The organism is Ureibacillus suwonensis (assembly GCF_042655065.1).
Taxonomy (GTDB): Bacteria; Bacillota; Bacilli; order Bacillales_A; family Planococcaceae; genus Ureibacillus; species Ureibacillus suwonensis.
In genome coordinates this window covers 179,638-198,739 of record NZ_JBHSNQ010000048.1, presented here as the reverse complement: position 1 = coordinate 198,739, position 19,102 = coordinate 179,638, and the positions used below count along the sequence as shown (strand labels likewise).

The 19,102-nt window shown below is 42.1% G+C and carries 17 protein-coding genes; 13 read left to right on the top strand and 4 right to left on the bottom strand.

Annotation, left to right across the window (positions count from 1 at the left end):
- Nucleotides 1–24: 24 nt before the first annotated feature.
- Together pnp and ACFPOH_RS05345 are read left to right on the top strand one after the other, a co-directional pair.
- On the top strand, nucleotides 25–2,148 hold the full coding sequence (pnp, locus tag ACFPOH_RS05350) for a polyribonucleotide nucleotidyltransferase (protein ID WP_342581182.1): 2,124 nt from the start codon (nucleotides 25–27) through the stop codon (nucleotides 2,146–2,148).
- 155 nt (nucleotides 2,149–2,303) lie between these two features.
- Nucleotides 2,304–3,557 (top strand): M16 family metallopeptidase, encoded by a 1,254-nt coding sequence (locus tag ACFPOH_RS05345; RefSeq protein ID WP_390308998.1) that lies wholly within the window; start codon nucleotides 2,304–2,306, stop codon nucleotides 3,555–3,557.
- 45 nt (nucleotides 3,558–3,602) lie between these two features.
- Here ACFPOH_RS05345 and ACFPOH_RS05340 read toward each other — a convergent pair whose 3' ends face one another.
- Genes ACFPOH_RS05340 through ACFPOH_RS05330 form a run of 3 tightly spaced genes read right to left on the bottom strand, consistent with a single transcriptional unit; the run spans nucleotide 3,603 to nucleotide 5,451 of the window.
- The gene (locus tag ACFPOH_RS05340; RefSeq protein ID WP_342469821.1) at nucleotides 3,603–4,229 is read right to left on the bottom strand and encodes an ABC-2 transporter permease; all 627 of its coding nucleotides are present in this window, start codon (nucleotides 4,227–4,229) and stop codon (nucleotides 3,603–3,605) included.
- On the bottom strand, nucleotides 4,226–5,074 hold the full coding sequence (locus ACFPOH_RS05335) for an ABC transporter ATP-binding protein (RefSeq protein WP_390308997.1): 849 nt from the start codon (nucleotides 5,072–5,074) through the stop codon (nucleotides 4,226–4,228). The genes ACFPOH_RS05340 and ACFPOH_RS05335 overlap by 4 nt, the downstream gene beginning before the upstream one ends.
- Entirely contained in the window at nucleotides 5,071–5,451 is a 381-nt protein-coding gene (locus ACFPOH_RS05330) for a GntR family transcriptional regulator (RefSeq protein ID WP_342469819.1), read from the bottom strand. The genes ACFPOH_RS05335 and ACFPOH_RS05330 overlap by 4 nt, the downstream gene beginning before the upstream one ends.
- Nucleotides 5,452–5,598: 147 nt before the next feature.
- Here ACFPOH_RS05330 and ACFPOH_RS05325 point away from each other — a divergent pair, with 147 nt between their 5' ends.
- The 7 genes from ACFPOH_RS05325 to ACFPOH_RS05295 all read left to right on the top strand — a co-directional run bounded on the left by ACFPOH_RS05325 (nucleotide 5,599) and on the right by ACFPOH_RS05295 (nucleotide 13,484).
- Nucleotides 5,599–5,865, top strand: a complete 267-nt coding sequence (locus ACFPOH_RS05325; protein ID WP_390309075.1) for a YlmC/YmxH family sporulation protein — start codon at nucleotides 5,599–5,601, stop codon at nucleotides 5,863–5,865.
- Nucleotides 5,862–6,644 carry a dipicolinate synthase subunit A gene (locus ACFPOH_RS05320; protein ID WP_390308996.1) on the top strand — a complete coding sequence of 261 codons (783 nt, stop codon included), beginning with the start codon at nucleotides 5,862–5,864 and terminating at the stop codon, nucleotides 6,642–6,644. Before ACFPOH_RS05325 ends, ACFPOH_RS05320 begins: the two co-directional genes overlap by 4 nt.
- The gene (locus ACFPOH_RS05315; RefSeq protein ID WP_342469817.1) at nucleotides 6,638–7,234 is read left to right on the top strand and encodes a dipicolinate synthase subunit B; all 597 of its coding nucleotides are present in this window, start codon (nucleotides 6,638–6,640) and stop codon (nucleotides 7,232–7,234) included. The genes ACFPOH_RS05320 and ACFPOH_RS05315 overlap by 7 nt, the downstream gene beginning before the upstream one ends.
- Before the next feature lie 90 nt (nucleotides 7,235–7,324).
- Entirely contained in the window at nucleotides 7,325–8,362 is a 1,038-nt protein-coding gene (locus ACFPOH_RS05310) for an aspartate-semialdehyde dehydrogenase (protein ID WP_342469816.1), read from the top strand.
- 12 nt (nucleotides 8,363–8,374) lie between these two features.
- A complete protein-coding gene (gene dapA / locus ACFPOH_RS05305) occupies nucleotides 8,375–9,256 on the top strand; it encodes a 4-hydroxy-tetrahydrodipicolinate synthase (RefSeq protein ID WP_342581186.1) in 882 nt (293 codons plus the stop codon).
- A gap of 159 nt (nucleotides 9,257–9,415) precedes the next feature.
- Entirely contained in the window at nucleotides 9,416–11,083 is a 1,668-nt protein-coding gene (locus ACFPOH_RS05300) for a ribonuclease J (RefSeq protein WP_342469813.1), read from the top strand.
- Nucleotides 11,084–11,183: 100 nt separating this feature from the next.
- Complete coding sequence (locus ACFPOH_RS05295) at nucleotides 11,184–13,484, top strand: FtsK/SpoIIIE family DNA translocase (protein WP_342581187.1); 2,301 nt, start codon at nucleotides 11,184–11,186, stop codon at nucleotides 13,482–13,484.
- Nucleotides 13,485–13,581: 97 nt separating this feature from the next.
- On the opposite strand, the gene ACFPOH_RS05290 is transcribed toward ACFPOH_RS05295, so the two are convergent.
- On the bottom strand, nucleotides 13,582–14,157 hold the full coding sequence (locus ACFPOH_RS05290; protein ID WP_342469811.1) for a GNAT family N-acetyltransferase: 576 nt from the start codon (nucleotides 14,155–14,157) through the stop codon (nucleotides 13,582–13,584).
- 91 nt (nucleotides 14,158–14,248) lie between these two features.
- On the opposite strand from ACFPOH_RS05290, the gene pdxR reads away from it, so the two are divergent.
- The 4 genes from pdxR to ymfI all read left to right on the top strand — a co-directional run bounded on the left by pdxR (nucleotide 14,249) and on the right by ymfI (nucleotide 19,090).
- The gene (gene pdxR / locus ACFPOH_RS05285; RefSeq protein ID WP_390308995.1) at nucleotides 14,249–15,616 is read left to right on the top strand and encodes a MocR-like pyridoxine biosynthesis transcription factor PdxR; all 1,368 of its coding nucleotides are present in this window, start codon (nucleotides 14,249–14,251) and stop codon (nucleotides 15,614–15,616) included.
- A 191-nt stretch (nucleotides 15,617–15,807) separates the two neighbouring features.
- Nucleotides 15,808–17,070 (top strand): EF-P 5-aminopentanol modification-associated protein YfmF, encoded by a 1,263-nt coding sequence (gene yfmF / locus ACFPOH_RS05280; RefSeq protein ID WP_342581190.1) that lies wholly within the window; start codon nucleotides 15,808–15,810, stop codon nucleotides 17,068–17,070.
- A complete protein-coding gene (yfmH, locus tag ACFPOH_RS05275) occupies nucleotides 17,070–18,365 on the top strand; it encodes an EF-P 5-aminopentanol modification-associated protein YfmH (RefSeq protein ID WP_390308993.1) in 1,296 nt (431 codons plus the stop codon). The genes yfmF and yfmH overlap by 1 nt, the downstream gene beginning before the upstream one ends.
- A complete protein-coding gene (ymfI, locus tag ACFPOH_RS05270; RefSeq protein ID WP_342469807.1) occupies nucleotides 18,362–19,090 on the top strand; it encodes an elongation factor P 5-aminopentanone reductase in 729 nt (242 codons plus the stop codon). The genes yfmH and ymfI overlap by 4 nt, the downstream gene beginning before the upstream one ends.
- Nucleotides 19,091–19,102: the final 12 nt, after the last annotated feature.

Below are 19,102 nucleotides of genomic sequence, written 5' to 3'. Positions count from 1 at the left end.
CCCAAGAAGAAAGGAGATCAATACATGACCGAAAAGAAGGTTTATCGCTATGATTGGGCCGGCCGTCCTTTAATCATTGAAGTCGGACAATTGGCCAAACAAGCGAATGGCGCTGTGCTTGTCCGTTATGGAGATTCGGCCGTTCTATGTACTGCGACGATGTCAAAAGAAGCAAAGGCATTGGATTTCTTCCCACTGACAGTCAACTATGAAGAACGTTTATACGCTGCAGGTAAAATTCCAGGAGGATTCATTAAACGGGAAGGACGTCCATCCGAACATGCCATCCTGGTATCCCGATTGATTGACCGTCCGATTCGTCCAATGTTCCCGGATGGATTCCGCAATGAAGTACAAGTTGTTTCCATCGTAATGTCTTCCGATCCGGATTGTCCGACAGAAATGGCGGCATTAGTCGGTTCATCATTGGCGCTTTCCATTTCGGATATTCCATTCAATGGACCAATTGCCGGTGTGAATGTCGGCTATGTGGATGGTAAATTTGTCATCAACCCGGATGTGGCGCAATCAGAAAAAAGTACAATCCACTTGTCGGTTGCTGGAAATAAAGATGCCATCAACATGGTGGAAGCCGGAGCATTGGAAGTGCCTGAAGAAATCATGCTGGAAGCGATTATGTTTGGCCATGAAGAAATTAAAAAATTGATCGCGTTCCAAGAACAAATTGTGGCGGAAGTCGGAAAAGAAAAAATTGAAGTGGAATTGTTTGAAGTGGATGAAGAAATTGAAAAAGCGGTACGGGAAATGTGCGAACAAGATATGATTGCCGCTATTCAAACGGTCGAAAAATTGGCCCGCGAAGAAGCAATCGAGGCTGTGAAACAGCGTGTGGTTGCCCATTATGAAGAACAAGAAGCCGAAGAAGAAACATTGAAACATGTGAATATCGTATTAGAAAAAATAGTCAAAGAAGAAGTCCGCAGATTGATTACAGAAGAAAAAATCCGGCCGGATGGACGGAAAGTGAACGAAATCCGCCCGCTTTCATCCGAAGTCGGTTTATTGCAACGGGCTCATGGTTCAGGGTTATTTACCCGCGGTCAAACGCAAGTGCTTTCCATTTGTACGTTAGGACCATTAGGCGATGTGCAAATCATTGACGGATTAGGTTTGGAAGAATCAAAACGTTTTATGCACCATTACAACTTCCCTCCATTCTCCGTTGGGGAAACTGGTCCGATGCGTGGTCCGGGACGCCGGGAAATTGGTCACGGTGCCCTTGGGGAAAGAGCATTGCTTGCTGTCATTCCGGATGAAAAAGAGTTCCCATATGCCATCCGTTGCGTATCTGAAGTATTGGAGTCCAACGGTTCCACATCCCAAGCTTCAATCTGTGCAAGTACACTTGCCATGATGGACGCTGGTGTGCCAATCAAAGCGCCTGTTGCGGGAATTGCGATGGGACTTGTGAAAAAAGGCGATTATTACACAATATTAACGGATATCCAAGGAATTGAAGACCATCTTGGTGATATGGACTTTAAAGTGGCTGGTACTGAAAAAGGTGTAACAGCACTGCAAATGGACATTAAAATTGATGGCTTATCCCGTGAAATTTTGGAAGAAGCGCTCATGCAAGCAAGAGAAGGCCGCATGATCATCTTGGAGCATATGAAACAAACGCTTGCCGAACCGCGCAAACAACTTTCAAAATATGCGCCTAAAATCATTTCCATCAAAATCAATCCGGAAAAAATTCGCGATGTTATCGGTTCTGGAGGAAAAACAATTAACCGGATTATCGATGAAACCGGCGTAAAAATTGATACGGAACAGGACGGAACAATTTACATCTGCTCACCGAATGAAGAAATGAACCAACGTGCCAAAGAGATCATCGAGGATATCGTACGTGAAGCAAAAGTGGGAGAATATTATTTGGCAACGGTTAAACGTATTGAAAAATTCGGTGCATTCTGCGAAATCTTGCCAGGAAAAGATGGACTATTGCATATTTCCGAAATTCAGGAAGAACGCACGAACAAAGTGGAAGATGTGTTGAAAGTTGGAGATAAAGTTCTTGTAAAAGTCATCGACATCGATGATCAAGGACGAATCAATCTGTCCAGAAAAGTCGTTTTAAAAGAAGACAGGGAACGGGCAAAACAAAATTCGAATAATCGTTAAGATGATGAGAGGTTGTAAGAAAGGAGAACAACCTCTTTTTAATTTGTCCAATGGCCATGCCTTTGAGTGAATCAAAAAACTTTTCATCTTCTTTAATATTTTGTAAAGTAAGAGTAGTTTCGAAGGAAAAGGTTGAAATAGAAAGAGGTTGAACATTGGTTAACGTTTACACTTGCCAAAATGGCTTAAGAATTGTTTATGAGCATGTTCCATACGTGCGTTCGATTTCTGTGGGCATTTGGGTGGGGGCAGGTTCCCGTTTTGAATTGCCTGAAGAAAATGGAATCACCCACTTTATTGAACATATGCTTTTTAAAGGAACAGCCACCCGTTCGGCAAGACAGATAGCGGAGGAGTTTGATCGCATCGGCGGAGAGCTGAATGCATTCACAACAAAAGAAAATACATGTTATTATGCGAAAGTGTTGGATCATCATGGAAAATTGGCCATTGACATATTGGCGGATATGTTTTTCAATTCCGTTTTTGAAAAAAGTGAATTGGAAAAGGAACGGCAAGTCGTTTTAGAGGAAATTTTAATGAGCGAAGATGCGCCGGATGATGATATCCATGAACGTTTATGGAGAGTCATGTATCCGAACGATTCATTGGGACTTCCCATTTTGGGGACGAAAGAAACCCTTCAAACCTTCAATCGGGAGCTCATTCTAACCTATATGGAGAAACACTATTATCCGAAAAATGTCGTTGTATCCCTTGCCGGGAATATATCGAAGGAATTGCTCTTACATATTGAATCATTGTTTGGACAATTTGAACCGTCAGAAAAAGCCGTACCGATGCAATTGACGGATCCGGCCTTCCACTCAGGACGTTTCATCAAGGAAAGGGATGTGGAGCAGTCCCATCTTGCCATGAGTTATCCTGGCATCAGCGTCAAAGATTCCGATTATTATAGCTTCATCGCGCTGAATAATATAATTGGAGGCAACATGTCCTCCCGTCTGTTCCAAGAAGTGAGGGAGGAAAAGGGATTGGCTTACACCATTTACTCCTATCCTTCCTGTTACATGGATGTTGGGGCGATCACCATATACGGCAGCACCAACAATCAGCAATTGTCCCTGTTGCATGAAACGATTCTAGGGGCAATTGAAAAAATCAAAACAGAAGGTGTGACACCGAAAGAGCTTGAGAACGGAAAAGAGCAGCTGAAAGCGAGTTTCCTGCTCAATATGGAGAGCATGACAAACCGTATGACCCGAAACGGGAAAAACGAGTTGATTTTTGGCCGTCATTTGCCGGTGGATGAAATTCTTCAAAAGATTGATGGCATTTCACTGGATCCGGTACAGAAACTGATCGGTAAGATTTTTTCCGTTGAACCGGCAGTGGCCATCATCGGGCAGGATGTCCAAAATTATCAACGAAAAATGGTAAATGCATGAAGAAAAAACGAGCAAGGGAAAGCGTCCTCTGCTCGTTTTTTTATGTTAAAATTCCTTTTTCTCCAAAATGTAGGTGGAAAGTTTATAAGATAAATAGAAAAGAATTGCAGAAACCGGCAAAGAAATAAGACTCAATATATCCAAAATTTCAAAAAACCGTACACTCCAATTCCCATTGGATAAAATATTTGTAGCGATAATTGGGATGAATATAGCAGCTAGTATCAAAATGCGCCCCTTTTGGATTCCGTATTTAATGGTTGCTGGAATCGTTAGGCCCAACATAATCAGCAAGCTGGAGGCGACAATAGATAAAACCTTCAAAAATTCATTCATCTCAATAGCTGCTCCGGACATCTCGTTCGTAATCAGAAATACTGGAAAGATAATCAAGAGCATGAATAACAGCAAAATTAAGCTCAATATATATTTGCTTTTTACAATATCGGCTTTTTTCACCGGCATCGTATAGACATAACGATACCAATTGCTTGTTTCGTCATAGGCAAGTAAGGTGTTAATTTGTGTAATACATAAAACGGTTAGAAAAATCATCAGCATTCCAGGATCTCCAAAAAAGAAAGAGGCGAAGAAAAATAACAATGTTAAAGTGAAGATTAAGTTCTTTTGATTGAACATTAAATACAAATCTTTCAAAATAAGTGCCCTCATGGTTGAACCCCTTTCACGAAAAATAACATGATCTCTTCAATGGACGGCTTATCAAGTGTAAAGGCGCTGTTTACTTCTTTGCGATCCACTAAAATCTCGACGCCAAAAGCGTTTTTTTGCATACGCACTTTTGCGTGTTCCGGCAGTTCCATCGATTGCTCGGCTGTTCCTTTCCAAATCCCGTAATTATACAACAGTTCATCTTTATTTTTGCTGAAGACAATTTTCCCCTCATGAATAAAAGTGATATAATCGGCGATTTTTTCCAAATCGGATGTGATGTGGGTGGAGAATAAAATGCTGTTGTCCTCGTCCTGAATAAACTCCATGAACAAATCAAGAATTTCATCCCGCACAATCGGGTCAAGTCCGCTTGTCGGTTCATCCAATATCAGCAATTTCGGATGGTGGGCCAAAGCCATGGCAATGGACAGTTTCATCCGCATCCCACGGGAAAGCTGTTTAACCGGTTTTTTGAAAGGGATTTTAAATCGTTTTAATAGTTCAACGTAGAAGTTTTCATCCCAACGGTTGAAGATTTTTTCAAAGATGTTGTTGATTTGGGTTGGATTCAAAATGTCCGGTACGTAAAGGTCATCAAAGACAACGCCGATCTGTTCTTTGATTTCCGTTTCATGTTCAACATGGTCGAGCCCGAAAATTTTGATTTCCCCCTGCTCTTTTTTCAATAAATTTAAAAGGCATTTAATGGTTGTTGTTTTACCGGCACCGTTTTCCCCTACAAATCCCATAATGGTTCCTTTTGGCAATTGAAAAGTAACATTTTCCAATTGGAATTGGGAAAACCTCTTACTTAAATTGCGCACTTCAATTGCATTCGTCATTCCAATTCCTCCTCCACTAACATTGAAAGTAAATCAATCAGTTCTTTTCCCTCGATTCCTGCAAGCTTTGCGATTTGAACGGCTTTAGATAAGTGCTCCTCCACCTGGCGAAGCAATTCTTCCCGCAAGAATTCCTGATTCCGTTCCGCGACGAAGCTGCCTTTTCCCGCAAAAGTGACGATAAATCCATCCCGCTCCAAATCGGAATAGGCCCTTTTTGTCGTCATCACGCTGATTTTCAATTCTTTTGCCAGGCTGCGGATGGAAGGGAGGGAATCACCCGGCTTCAATTTTCCTGTGATGATTGCTTGTTTTATTTGTTCTGTAATTTGTTCATAAATCGGTTTTTCCGATGCGTTGCTCAGTTTGATGTCCACAAAGTCACCACCATTCGGATGCATAACTGTATATATACAGTATATACAGTTAGAACAGAATGTCAACCAAAAAGTTTTAAAACAAGATGGGCACCTATCAGTTTTTCAATGCATATAGTACTAATAAGCTCATGGAGGAGGGAAATGATGCTGTTGTCAGAGCTCGCTGAAAAAGAATTGATCGAAATGGAAAACGGTGTTCGCTACGGCTATTTGTCCGAAACGGAATGCATTTTCGATCCTAAAACGGGGAAAATTTTAGGATTTGAACTGATAGAAACATCCCGGCTGCCTTTCCATAAGAGAAAAGCAAATGCGGCATTATTCATTCCTTGGGAAGAAATTCATCTGATTGGAGAAGACCGCATTTTGTTCCGCAAAACCACAGGCACAAGAAGGTATTATGACCGATGAACAGCGAAAAATGGCTCATCATTGGAACGGATGCCCGATTGAAACTTCTCGCCAAGAAATTGTCAAACCCCGAACGGACGGTTTTTTACAAAAGCAAAACTTCTTGGGACAATGAATTAAATCAGCTGGCAATAGAGCAAGAGCCGGACTATATCGTACTGCCAATCCAACCATTGAAAGTGGAAGTGCCTGCAGTATTGGGGTTGCAAAACGCCACTATTTTTTGTGGAAAGACCAATGAGGAATGGAAGGAAATTTTGGAGGAACATACCGTCCATCATTACTTGGAAGATGAAGCGTTTATCTGGCAAAATGCGTTGTTGACGGCGGAAGCGTTTGTTGCGACATTTTACCAAACGAAGCAGGCCATTTCCGGAAAAAGATTCATCATTACGGGATTTGGCCGGGTGGCAAAAACCTTGGGACATCTGCTTCGAAGCATCGGTGCTGAAGTCATCATCGCAGTCCGATCCGATGTGCAACTGAACGAAGCGAAAGCCTTTCGTTATCAAGCTTCTTATTTGGCGGATGTGGGGGAAATCGAAGCGGATTACTTTGTCAATACCATACCGGCAAAATGGCTGGATGCGGGTATCAACGAAAAAATCCGCATTCCGATTTTTGATTTAGCTTCCTATCCAGGTTGTTTGCAAGAAGGGGTAGAACGGGAAAATTACGAATTGCTTCCTGCATTGCCGGGGAAATTTTTCCCGAATGATGCGGCGAACATTTTATACAATTCAATTGTTGGTCAATTAAGGAGGAGAAAGTCTTGCTGAAAGGTAAAAGAATAGGGCTTGGCATCACCGCTTCCCATTGCACATATGAGGATGTCGTACCGAAAATTACAGATCTTCGCAATGCAGGTGCGACGGTGATTCCAATTGTTACTCATTCCGTTTTGACTGCGGTTACCCGCTTCGGCTCCGGGCAAGAATGGGTGAAAAAAATCGAGGAGTTGGCGGGGGAAAAAGTCGTTTCGACCATTGTGGAAGCTGAACCGTTGGGGCCAAAAAATCCTCTTGATTGCATGGTCATCGCTCCCATGACGGGAAATTCCATCAGCAAATTTGCCAATGCCGCGACAGACAGCCCTGTATTGATGGCGGCAAAAGCCACCCTCCGGAACGGCAATCCTGTAGTGATCGGAATTTCCACAAATGATGCCCTTGGTTTAAACGGCGTCAACATTATGAAACTATTAAACTCAAAAAACATTTATTTTATTCCTTTCGGGCAAGATGATCCATTCAATAAACCGACTTCGTTGATAGCCGATTTTTCAAAAATGGTGGATACAGTCGTGCACGCAATTTACTACAAAAAGCAGCTACAGCCTTTATTTATTCAATACCATAAAGAAAATTAATTTTTATCACACAATTCAGTAAAATTGTGATAAAATTTTCATCATTATATGAAGATTATTTGGTTACTATTTTAGGAGGAGATTTGTGCAATGGCGAAGCAATTAACAGTAGCGATTGTTGGTGCGACTGGCGCAGTCGGTACTAAAATGAAAGAACAATTACTTAAAAGAAATTTTCCAATTAAAGATATAAAATTTTTGGCATCTGCCAGATCCGCAGGAAAAGAAATTGAATTCGGAGGAAAAACGTACAAAATTGAAGAAGCGACGCCTGAAGCGTTTGAGGGAGTGGATGTCGCGTTATTTTCTGCAGGCGGTTCCGTTTCCGCAAAACTTGCTCCTGAAGCTGTCAAAAAAGGTGCCGTTGTAATTGATAACACAAGTCATTTCCGTATGGATCCGGATGTGCCGTTGGTGGTGCCTGAAGTGAATCGTGAGGATTTAAAAAAACATAACGGAATCATTGCCAATCCTAACTGTTCAACAATCCAAATGGTTGTTGCACTCCAACCGATCCGGGAAAAATTAGGTCTAAAGAGAGTCATTGTTTCCACATATCAAGCGGTTTCCGGTTCAGGAATGTCCGCAATTGAAGAACTTCGCGTGCAAAGCGGAGAATGGGAGAAAGGAAAAAATGTAGAAGCGAATGTGTTGCCGGTTAAATCCGAACCAAAACATTATCCAATCGCCCGCAACGTGATTCCTCAAATTGATGTATTCACAGAAAACGGATATACAAAAGAAGAAATGAAAATGATTAATGAAACGAAAAAAATCATGCATTTGCCTGATTTGGAAGTTGCGGCAACATGCGTGAGAGTTCCGGTAGTTGCCGGACACTCGGAATCTGTTTATATCGAAGTGGAAAAAGAGGCGAGTCTACAAGAACTCTTTGATATTTTAAAAGACGCTCCTGGAGTAGTATTGCAAGATGATATCAACAACCAAGTTTATCCGATGCCGATTTTTGTGGAAGATGAAGATCCGGTGTATGTCGGAAGAATTCGCAAAGACTTGAATCATCCAAAAGGCTTCCACCTATGGATCGTTGCAGATAACTTATTGAAAGGTGCTGCATTGAACTCCATCCAAATCGCTGAAGCAATGCTGGAGGATAACTTACTATAAGGGGTGTTAGATTTGGATTTAGGTAGGATCGCTACTGCCATGGTGACACCGTTTCAAGAAAATGGTGACATTGATTTCGAAGCGGCAGAGAAATTGATTGAACATTTGCTTTCGAATGGAACCGATTCGATTGTTGTTTGCGGAACAACCGGTGAATCGCCAACTTTATCAATGGATGAAAAACTTCAACTGATTCGATTTACCGTTGAAAAGGTGAATAAACGGATACCCGTCATTGCGGGAACAGGCACTTATAATACAAAAGAAACAATCGAGATGACGAAAAAGGCGGAAAGCCTCGGTGTGGATGGGGTCATGCTGGTGGCTCCCTACTACAATAAACCGAATCAACGCGGTCTATATGCACATTTTGAGGCAGTAGCAAAAGAAACGGCTTTACCCATTATCCTTTACAATGTGCCAGGGCGCACGGGCACCAATATCGAAGCCGCCACAACGATTGCATTAAGCAAAATACCTAATATCCAAGTCGTAAAAGAAGCAAGCGGAAATTTGGATCAAATGGCTGAAATATTAGCAAAGACCGATGAAGATTTCTTCGTTTACAGCGGTGATGATGCATTGACGCTGCCCCTTTTGGCCATCGGAGGCAAAGGCGTCATTTCCGTTGCCTCCCATGTGGTCGGGAATGAAATGCAGGCGATGATCCGCGCCTTTGAAGAAGGAAGATTAGACGAGGCAGCGAAAATGCATCAAGCTTTATTGCCGCTTTTTAAACAGCTGTTTAAATGTCCGAATCCGGTTCCGGTGAAATATGCATTAGGCAAAGTAGGCTTTTCAGTCGCACGGGTTCGTCTGCCGCTGGTTGAGATGACCGAAGAAGAGAAGCGTCAATTTGATGAAGTTTGGGAACATGTAAAACAAAGTATTTAAATCCTGCTGTCCAAACAATTCCATTCTGAGTTGTTTGGACGGCAGGTTTTTTTAATTTCCCCCTTTGAAATCCCATTTTTTATTTGTACTTCCACCCATCTCACCGTATAATGATAAATAAGTGGTTGTGCGTTCGGGATAATATTAGGAGGAAAGATTGTGTTAAAAACAAAAAATGAAGTCATTCGGATCATCCCGCTTGGAGGAGTGGGAGAAATCGGTAAATCCATGTACGTGATCGAAATCGATGACGAAGTTTTTATTGTCGATAGCGGACTGATGTTCCCGGAAGATGAAATGCTTGGTATTGATATCGTTATTCCAGACTTTACTTATTTGGAAGAAAACAAAGATCGGATTAAAGGAATATTTTTAACCCATGGCCATGAAGATGCCATTGGCTCCATTGCCTATGTTTTGCAAAAAATAAATGCCCCTGTGTACGGTTCGAAACTGACAATTGCACTTGCAAAGGAACATTTAAAAGAGCTTCCGGCACCGCATCAAGTGAAATTCTTTGAAGTGACGAACAAAAGTCGCATGAATTTCCAATCGACTTATGTAACATTTTTCCATACAACACACAGCATTCCAGACTCTTTGGGCATCGTGTTCCACACTTCCGAAGGGGCAATTGTGTTTACTGGAGAATTCAAATTTGATCAGTCGGCAAAAGGAAAATTCAAGCCGGATCTTGCGAAAATGGCTCAACTGGGTGAAGAAGGGGTATTCATTTTACTTTCCGAATCAACGGAAGCTGAACGTCCAGGATATACGACAAGTGAAACCGTGATTGAAGAAAAGTTGGCGAAATACTTCCACTCTGCCCCTGCCCGTATCATTGTTGCAGTATATGCATCGAATTTTATCCGCATTCAACAAGTATTCAACCAAGCACAAAAATCAAACCGGAAAGTCGCTATCGTGGGGAAAAGCCTTGAAAAAGTCATCGATATCGGCGTGAAACTTGGATATTTATCGATTGATGAAAATACATTGATTCCAATTACGGAAATCAGCAAATATGAAGATGATGAATTGATCATTATTGTGACAAGCAATCAAGGGGAACCGCTTGACGCCCTTGATAAAATCGTTCGAAAACAACATCGCGACATCCGTATAAAAGATACGGATACTGTGTTGATTACATTCACACCGTCACCAGGAATGGAAGTGCAAATGTCCAATGCGATGAACAATCTTGCCAAAGCTGGTGCAACGGTATTGACTGCCGACAAAAAAGTCCATGTTTCCGGACATGGCAGCCAGGAAGATTTAAAATTGATGTTAAATTTAATGAAGCCAAAATACTTTATCCCGATCCAAGGCGAATACCGTATGTTAATCGCGCACTCCAAATTGGCACAGCAAGTCGGAATTGATAAATCAAGAATTTTTATTGCAGATAAAGGCGATGTTGTTGAATATCGAAATGGGAAAATGCGCATAAGCGGAAAAGTGCAGGCTGGAAATGTATTAATTGATGGAAGCGGTATTGGCGATGTTGGAAACATTGTGTTGAGGGATCGAAAATTGTTGTCCCAAGACGGCATATTCATAGTGGTTGTAACCCTTAACCGTTCCCAAAAGAGAATCGCTTCCGGTCCGGAAATCATTTCGAGGGGCTTCGTTTACGTTCGCGAATCGGAAGAATTGATTTCTGAAGCGACGCAAATTGCCCGTGACTGCATTGAAAAATATGTTAATAAAGACACATTTGAGTGGACGAATATTAAACAAGAAATCCGTGAAACGCTTAGCGCTTATCTATTCCAAAAAACGAAACGTCGACCAATGATCATCCCAATTATTATGGAATACTAAGCCAGCCCGGAAAGACAGGATTTTCTTCACCGCGATCCCGCGGTCAAGGAAATCCTGTTTCTCATACTGTTGATGGTTGATTGCAAAGTAGGTGAACAATTTGGCGAAACGGAAGACGAGAGGGAAAACAAAAGCGAAAACGAAAGCAAAAAACGGCATTTCCGTCCTCTATTTTGAAATCATTGGATTGCTGTTGATTGGTTTTTCAATCATCATCTTTTTCGAATATGGTTTTGTCGGCAAAACGGCGCAAAATATTTCCATGTTTTTATTAGGCAATTTATACTTTGCCATTCCGACATTTCTTGCACTATTCGCATTATTATTGATGGTCAAGCGTGAAAAAATCCCGCTTACGGACCGGGTTGTTCTCGGTGTCATCATGATGATTTTCAGTCTGTCAATTTTTAGCCATAGTGTACTTATTGAAGAGTTATATAAACAGGATGCCTTGGAATCTAAATCGGTCTTGAAAGAAACTTGGCGGATCATGATTACGGATGGCGGGATTGTAAACAGAAGCAATGCTCTGGGCGGCGGATTTATTGGGGCATTATTATTCAGCATGTTCCACATTCTATTCGGTTCCGCCGGAGCTCGGGTGGTCGCCGTGTTATTGTTCATTATCGGAATTGTTTTAGTGACGGGAAAAGCTTTTGTGCCAATGATTGCCGAGAAAATTCCAAACCTCAAAATAAAACTGCCACAACGGAAAAAAAGAAAACGCCGTTCTTTGAATAAGGACGAGAATGCCAAAAAGCGGGCGAAAACAAGTGAACAATCAGCATTAAAAGAAATGGCTGTGGCAAATGAAGAAACAGTTCCGTTATCCATTATTGAAGAGGATGAAGAGGATCATGAACCAATCATTTCAGCCTTCACCCAAAATATTCAAAAAGTGCGGGAAGAGCCGGAAGAAGTGACGGATGACGAATCCATTGAAGAAACGATTCAGCAGTCTGTTGAAAAGAATGTGGAAAATCAGGATTATCGCTTGCCGCCGATGAATTTATTGAATGTTCCCCCTGAGCATGATCAAAGCGGGGAATATTCAATTATTCAAGCAAACGCGAAAAAGCTGGAACAAACCCTTTTAAGCTTTGGTGTGAAAGCGAAAGTGGTGCAAGTACACTTGGGCCCGGCTGTGACAAAGTATGAGGTCATGCCGGATGTGGGGGTAAAGGTAAGTAGAATTGTCAATTTACAGGATGACCTGGCCCTTGCACTGGCCGCAAAGGACATCCGAATGGAGGCGCCGATTCCCGGAAAGTCGGCCATTGGTATTGAAGTGCCGAACAGTGAAGTCGCCGTTGTAACACTGAGAGAAGTCCTTGAATCGAAAGAAAATAATAAACCGGATGCAAAACTATTAATCGGTTTTGGACGGGATATTACAGGACAGGCCATTTTGGCGGAATTGGACAAAATGCCTCACTTGCTCGTCGCCGGTTCAACGGGAAGCGGGAAAAGTGTGTGCATAAACGGAATCATCATATCCATCTTGATGCGTGCAAAACCGCATGAAGTCAAAATGATGATGATTGACCCGAAAATGGTGGAATTGAATGTCTACAACGGCATTCCGCACTTGCTTGCGCCCGTTGTGACGGATCCGAAAAAAGCGTCCCAGGCGTTGCAAAAGGTTGTCAGCGAAATGGAAAGACGCTACGACTTGTTCTCCCATACCGGAACAAGAAACATCAAAGGGTACAACAACTATGTTGAACGTTACAATCAGGAACACGATGAACAAATGCCGAAGTTGCCGTATATCGTTGTGGTGATTGACGAGTTGGCGGATTTAATGATGGTGGCATCCCATGACGTGGAAGATGCCATTACGCGCTTGGCTCAAATGGCGCGCGCGGCAGGTATTCACTTGATTATCGCAACCCAAAGACCATCCGTAGATGTCATTACCGGGGTCATTAAAGCGAATATCCCATCCCGTATCGCCTTTGCCGTATCGAGTGCTGTGGACTCCCGCACGATTCTTGATATGGGGGGGGCAGAGCGGCTATTGGGACGGGGAGATATGCTCTTTATGCCGGCGGGAACTTCCAAACCAATCCGTGTTCAAGGGGCATTCGTTTCCGATGAGGAAGTGCAGGCGGTTGTGGATTATGTCATTTCCCAACAGAAAGCCCAATATGATGAAACGATGATCCCAACGGATGAACCGGAAAAAAGCTTTGAAGAGGAAACCGACGAGTTATATGATGAAGCGGTGAAATTGGTGGTGGAAATGCAATCCGCCTCCATTTCCATGCTGCAGCGCCGCTTCCGCATCGGTTATTCCCGCGCCGCAAGAATCATCGATCAAATGGAAGCCCGCGGGGTCGTCGGTCCTCCCGACGGCAGCCGTCCAAGACAAGTGCTGATTTCCAATATCAACGAATAAACAAAAGCTGTCCGGAAGAAACTTTTCGGGCAGCTTCTTTTGTTCCAGGGTAGAGCTATTTATTTGCCGCTTCCCATCCTGTAAAACTGTGACACAATTACAACAATTCATGCAGGAATCTTTCTTTGACAGCGGGCCATTCCTCTTTGATGATGCTATACATTACCGTATGGCGGATGGTTCCGTTGGGCCTGATCATGTGATTTCGAAGCACGCCTTCCTTTGTGGCTCCAATTCTTTCGATGGCTCTTTGGGATTTTTTATTTGTATGGGCAGTTTTCAGTTGAACCCGATTCAATTGCAACTGCTCAAAGCAATAGGAGAGTAGCAAATATTTGCAATTGGTATTGACCGGTGTACGCCATACCGATGGATTCAGCCATGTTCCCCCAATTTCCAGCCTTTTATGGTCCAAAACGAGATCTAAAAATGAAGTGCAGCCTACAATTCGATTGGTTTTCTTATGGATGATGACAAAGACATAGGAAACTTGCTCCTTCCGTTCTTGAACCGCTTTTCCCACATATTTTTCAACCGCTTCTTTCGTTGCCAAATCAACCTGCATATGTTCCCAGATACGTTCATCCTTCGCCGCTTCGGCAATCGCTTCGATATCTTCCGATTCTATTGGCCGAAGCAAAACGATATCATTTTCCAAAATAATATGTTCCATTGTATCAACTCCTTTGTTGCCATTAAAAACCTCCTTTGGTATTTTTGAAATAACCAAATTACGAATTTTTCATCATACCAGGAGGTTGCCGATGGAGCTGCAGTTTCAATTTCCGGATGGGGTGCCCAAGTATATTGCAATCTACGAACAATTAAAGGAAAAAATCATCAATAAGCAAATAAATCCAAATGAAAAATTGCCTTCCAAAAGAAAACTTGCGGAACAATTAAATATCAGTATCCAAACGGTCCAAAACGCATATGAACAATTATTGAGCGAAGGCTTCCTGTACAGCGTGGAACGTTCCGGCTACTTTGTCGCCAAATATAATGAGGAATGGCTGCGCGTTCCTGCAACGAAAAAGCCGTCCATCAAACCCGCTGAAGAGAAAACGATATTTAATTTAAAAAACGGACAGGTAGATGCGGAGGCATTTCCTTATAAAATTTGGGAAAAAATATATAAAAACCAATTGCAAAGCCATCCCGTCCACAATAGTGCATGGCAAGGAGAAGAATCGCTGCGAAAGGAAATTGCCCAATATTTACATATGGCAAGGGGAATTGCTTGCGAACCGGAGCAAATCTTTCTATTCAGCGGCACACAACAGCAGTTGCAGGCATTATGCATTTTTTTTGGCAATATTCCGGTTGCGGTGGAGGAACCCGGATATTTTAGGGCAACTTCGATTTTTCAGCAAATGCATTATGATATTGAATATGTACCGATTGATCCAGCTGGAGCCGCTGTTCCTTCAAAAATGGTGAAATTGTATTATGTAACGCCGGCCCATCAATACCCTTTGGGGGTTGTGATGCCTATTGAACGAAAAGCACGGCTTCTCCAATGGGCAAAAGAAGTGGATGCATATCTGATCGAGGATGATTATGATGCGGAATTCCGTTATAAAGGGTTACCGATACCGCCGCTTTCAAATCTGGATCAACTTCAACGGGTGATTTACTTTGGCACATTCTCCAAAACCCTCATCCCTTCCATAAGGATGAGTTATATGGCATTGCCGTTACCTCTTGCAGGGGAATTTCAAAAGTTTTATCAAAATCAAAAACCGACCGTATCGAGAATCGATCAACTGGTTGTTGCTGAATTTATGCGTTCCGGGTATTTTGCAAAGCATATTGAAAAAATGCGTACATTGTATCGCAAAAAAAGAAAGCAATTATTGGCGGCATTACAAACCAATTTGACGGATGAGTTTAAAATTTTTGGCGATACAGCAGGACTTCATATCATCATTCAACTCCCTCCTTGGCTAGAAGAAGGGCGGGCGGTTCAAATTGCATCGGAAAATGGAATAGCCATCGATCCGGTTTCAACATGTTATCAGACGAAAACAACCAATCATCTTGTAATGGTAGGGTTTGGAGCGATTCCAATCGAAAGCATTTTTCCCGTGGTTGAAACTTTGGCCAAAGCTTGGCTGGAATCCCGTGAATGAGGAGATTTAAGTGCTTTTGAATGCCAAATGGAAAATTTTCTATTAAAATAAAAATGTTGTACATAAACTAATTTATTCCATGTATAGTAGTAATAGTGGTCAATTCGTAGTTTTTTTGAATAATATACATGTCTCTTGAGAAAATTATTTATGAGGTTATGCATAATATTGGGAAGTCAGGAGGAATTTTTTTGTTTCAGACGACGAAATTGGCGGAAGGTGTTTCGCTACATATAAGAAAAACGACACAATTTAAAACGGTCAATTTCTCCTTTAAATGGAGAACACCATTGACGACAAAAACCGCAGCAGAACGGGCCGTACTTTCAAACGTGTTGCAGCATAGCAATGCAAGATTCAGGAAGTCGGCGGAATTTCGCAGTTATTTGGACGATTTATATGGAACGATGCTGTATTTCGACGTTTCGAAACGCGGCGGGGAACATACGGTCATGCTGAATGTCGAAACGGTAAATGACCAATATTTGTCCAACCAACCGGTTTTAAACGATGTGATTGACTTGCTTCAAACCGTCATCTTTCAACCGAATTGGAAAAACGGTCAATTTGTCCCTTCCATCGTTGAACGGGAAAAACAAATCGTCATTCAGCGAATCGAATCTGTTTTTGATGATAAAACCCGTTATGCCCAACAGCGTTTGACGCAAATTTTACGTCCGAATCATCCTGCATCCATCCCTGCAAGCGGCACGATCGAAACGGTGAAAGAAGTGACACCGGCGTCATTGACAGAGGCTTACCAGTCGATGATCGACAACGATAAAATCGACATTTACGTTGCAGGGGATATCGACGTTGAGGAGATACAAGAAAAAATGAAAAAAGCTTTTCAATTTAAAGATCGTACTCCTCAAAAACCAACCATCAATGAGGATTCAAAACCGGAGAAAGATTATGTAAAAGAATTTCAGGATATGAAACAAGGGAAACTGCATATGGGCTTCAGCACACCGGTGAAATTCGGGGATCCTGATTTTCCGAAAATGCAAATTTTCAATGGCGTTTTTGGAGGTTATGCCCATTCGAAATTATTTATGAATGTGCGCGAACGGGAAAGCTTATGTTATTACGTTTCCAGCTCTTATTCGCCGCATTACGGACTCCTTTATGTCATATCCGGGATTGAACCGAAAAACGAGAAAAAAGCCATTGATATCATTTTTGAACAATTGGATGAAATGAAAAAGGGGAATATCGCCGACTTGGAATTGAATCAAACGAGAGCGATGCTCGTCAACCAATTGCGTGAAGCCTTGGATTTGCCTCGCGGGCAAATTGATATTTTTGACCAATACAAAGATTTGGATGAAGAATTTTCCGTGGAATTATGGAAGGAACGTTGGGAAAAGGTGACAAAAGAAGACCTGCAACAAATGGCATCTCAATTGAAACATGAAGCTACGTACTTCCTCTGCGGAAAGGAGGCGGAATAATGGAAACCATCGAATTTCAACAGTTGGATGAAACATTATATTATAAAAAACTGGCCAATGGGCTGGATGTCTATATATTGCCTAAAAAAGGATTTTCCAAAACGTTCGTTACCTTTACAACAAAGTACGGTTCTGTTGACCGCACTTTTACACCGATTGGTGAAAAGGAGCCCATTACCGTACCGGATGGCATCGCCCATTTTCTTGAACATAAAATGTTTGAAAAAGAAGAAGGCGACGTATTCCAAAAGTTCAGTGAAAGAGGGGCTTCCGCAAACGCCTTCACCTCTTTTACAAGAACCGCTTATCTATTCTCTGCGACGGACCATATTTTTGAAAATACGGAAACATTATTGGACTTTGTGCAGGAGCCGTATTTTACAGAAAAAACGGTGGAAAAGGAAAAGGGGATTATTGGACAGGAAATTACGATGTACGATGACCAGCCGGATTGGCGGCTTTATTTTGGCGCAATCGAAAACATGTATCACAATCATCCGGTAAAAATTGATATTGCCGGAACGATTGAATCGATCGATCAAATTACAGCCGAACATTTATATACTTGTTACAATACGTTCTACCATCCTTCCAATATGCTGCTTTTCATCGTCGGCAATGTGGATCCGAAAGAGATGATGGCATTTATTGAAGACAACCAAAATAAAAAGTCTTTCAAAGAAGCGCCGGAAATCCAACGCTATTTTGATGAAGAACCGTTGGCAGTGGCCATCAAAGAGCGGGAAATCAAAATGGATGTCCAACAACCAAAAGTGTATGTCGGGCTGAAAGCGAAAGAAACCAACTTGAGCGGAGAAGAAATGCTGAAGCATGAGCTTGCAATCCAAATCGGATTGGAAAACTTATTTGGCCGTGCATCGGAATTTTACACAGATGTTTATGACAACGGTTTAATCGATGAGTCCTTTGCTTACGATTTCACGTTGGAGAAAGGTTTTGGTTTTGCTTTAATCGGTTCCGATACGCCAAATCCTGACGCACTCGTTGAAAAAATCTTGAATACCGTAAATCACGCGGAGCAAATGCTCAATGTTGAATCCATTGAACGCATCAAGCGTAAAAAAATCGGTTTTTTCTTAAGAGCGCTTAATTCTTTGGAATATATTGCGAATCAATTTACAAGATATAAATTTAATGATATGAATTTATTTGATGTAGTTCCGGTGATTGAAAAAATTACGTTGGAAGATGTAAAAGAAGCTTTCCAATCGATTCAAGGGGAATCCCAACAAACAATCTTTAAAATTTTACCGATAAGTAGGAATCAACAATGAAGAAATTTGCACTTGTGATCGGGGCATCCGGTGCGATTGGCAGTGCGATTGTAAAGCGTCTGGCTAAAGATGGCTGGTCGCTTTATTTGCATTATTTCAGAGGCCGGAAAAAAGTGGACCAATTAATGAAGGAATTGACAGCCGCTTATCCGCAATCGGAATTCATTCCTGTACAGGCAGATTTTTCCGTTGATGGGGGAGCGGAGCAATTGGCGAATCAAATCTTCTCTGTCCAGGCGGTGATTTTTGCCGGCGGAACGGCATATTATGGCTTGCTTGAAGATACGCCGGCAAGCATCATCGATAAGTTGTGGAAAGAACATGTGCAAAATCCGATTCGCCTTGTTGCGCTTTTGTCAAAAAAATTACGCCAAAACGGCAGCAGTTATATCATGTTCATCGGATCCATCTGGGGAGAAGCGGGTGCCGCCAACGAAACCGTTTATGCCACGGTGAAAGGGGCCCAGCACGCTTTTGTAAAAGCTTATGCGAAAGAAGCGGCCAGCCAGCGGATATTGGTCAATGCCATCGCACCGGGAATCATCAATACCGACATGAACTCACATTTATTGGAAGAGGAAAAACAGGCGATTTATGATGAAATTCCGCTCCATCGCCCTGGAGAACCGGAAGAAGTGGCGAATCTCGTCTCCTTTTACATTAGTGGTCAGGCAGATTATGTAACGGGACAAATTATTCGATTAAATGGTGGTTGGTACATATAAAATTGGTTGCTT

What these genes read in the sequence shown, in the direction of transcription:
- ACFPOH_RS05290 (WP_342469811.1), bottom strand. Translation starts at nt 14,157, where the DNA reads ATGGAACATATTATTTTGGAAAATGATATCGTTTTGCTTCGGCCAATA.
- ACFPOH_RS05335 (WP_390308997.1), bottom strand. Translation starts at nt 5,074, where the DNA reads ATGACGAATGCAATTGAAGTGCGCAATTTAAGTAAGAGGTTTTCCCAA.
- ACFPOH_RS05310 (WP_342469816.1), top strand. Translation starts at nt 7,325, where the DNA reads ATGGCGAAGCAATTAACAGTAGCGATTGTTGGTGCGACTGGCGCAGTC.
- yfmH (WP_390308993.1), top strand. Translation starts at nt 17,070, where the DNA reads ATGGAAACCATCGAATTTCAACAGTTGGATGAAACATTATATTATAAA.
- ACFPOH_RS05340 (WP_342469821.1), bottom strand. Translation starts at nt 4,229, where the DNA reads ATGAGGGCACTTATTTTGAAAGATTTGTATTTAATGTTCAATCAAAAG.
- pnp (WP_342581182.1), top strand. Translation starts at nt 25, where the DNA reads ATGACCGAAAAGAAGGTTTATCGCTATGATTGGGCCGGCCGTCCTTTA.
- ACFPOH_RS05320 (WP_390308996.1), top strand. Translation starts at nt 5,862, where the DNA reads ATGAACAGCGAAAAATGGCTCATCATTGGAACGGATGCCCGATTGAAA.
- pdxR (WP_390308995.1), top strand. Translation starts at nt 14,249, where the DNA reads ATGGAGCTGCAGTTTCAATTTCCGGATGGGGTGCCCAAGTATATTGCA.
- ymfI (WP_342469807.1), top strand. Translation starts at nt 18,362, where the DNA reads ATGAAGAAATTTGCACTTGTGATCGGGGCATCCGGTGCGATTGGCAGT.
- ACFPOH_RS05325 (WP_390309075.1), top strand. Translation starts at nt 5,599, where the DNA reads ATGCTGTTGTCAGAGCTCGCTGAAAAAGAATTGATCGAAATGGAAAAC.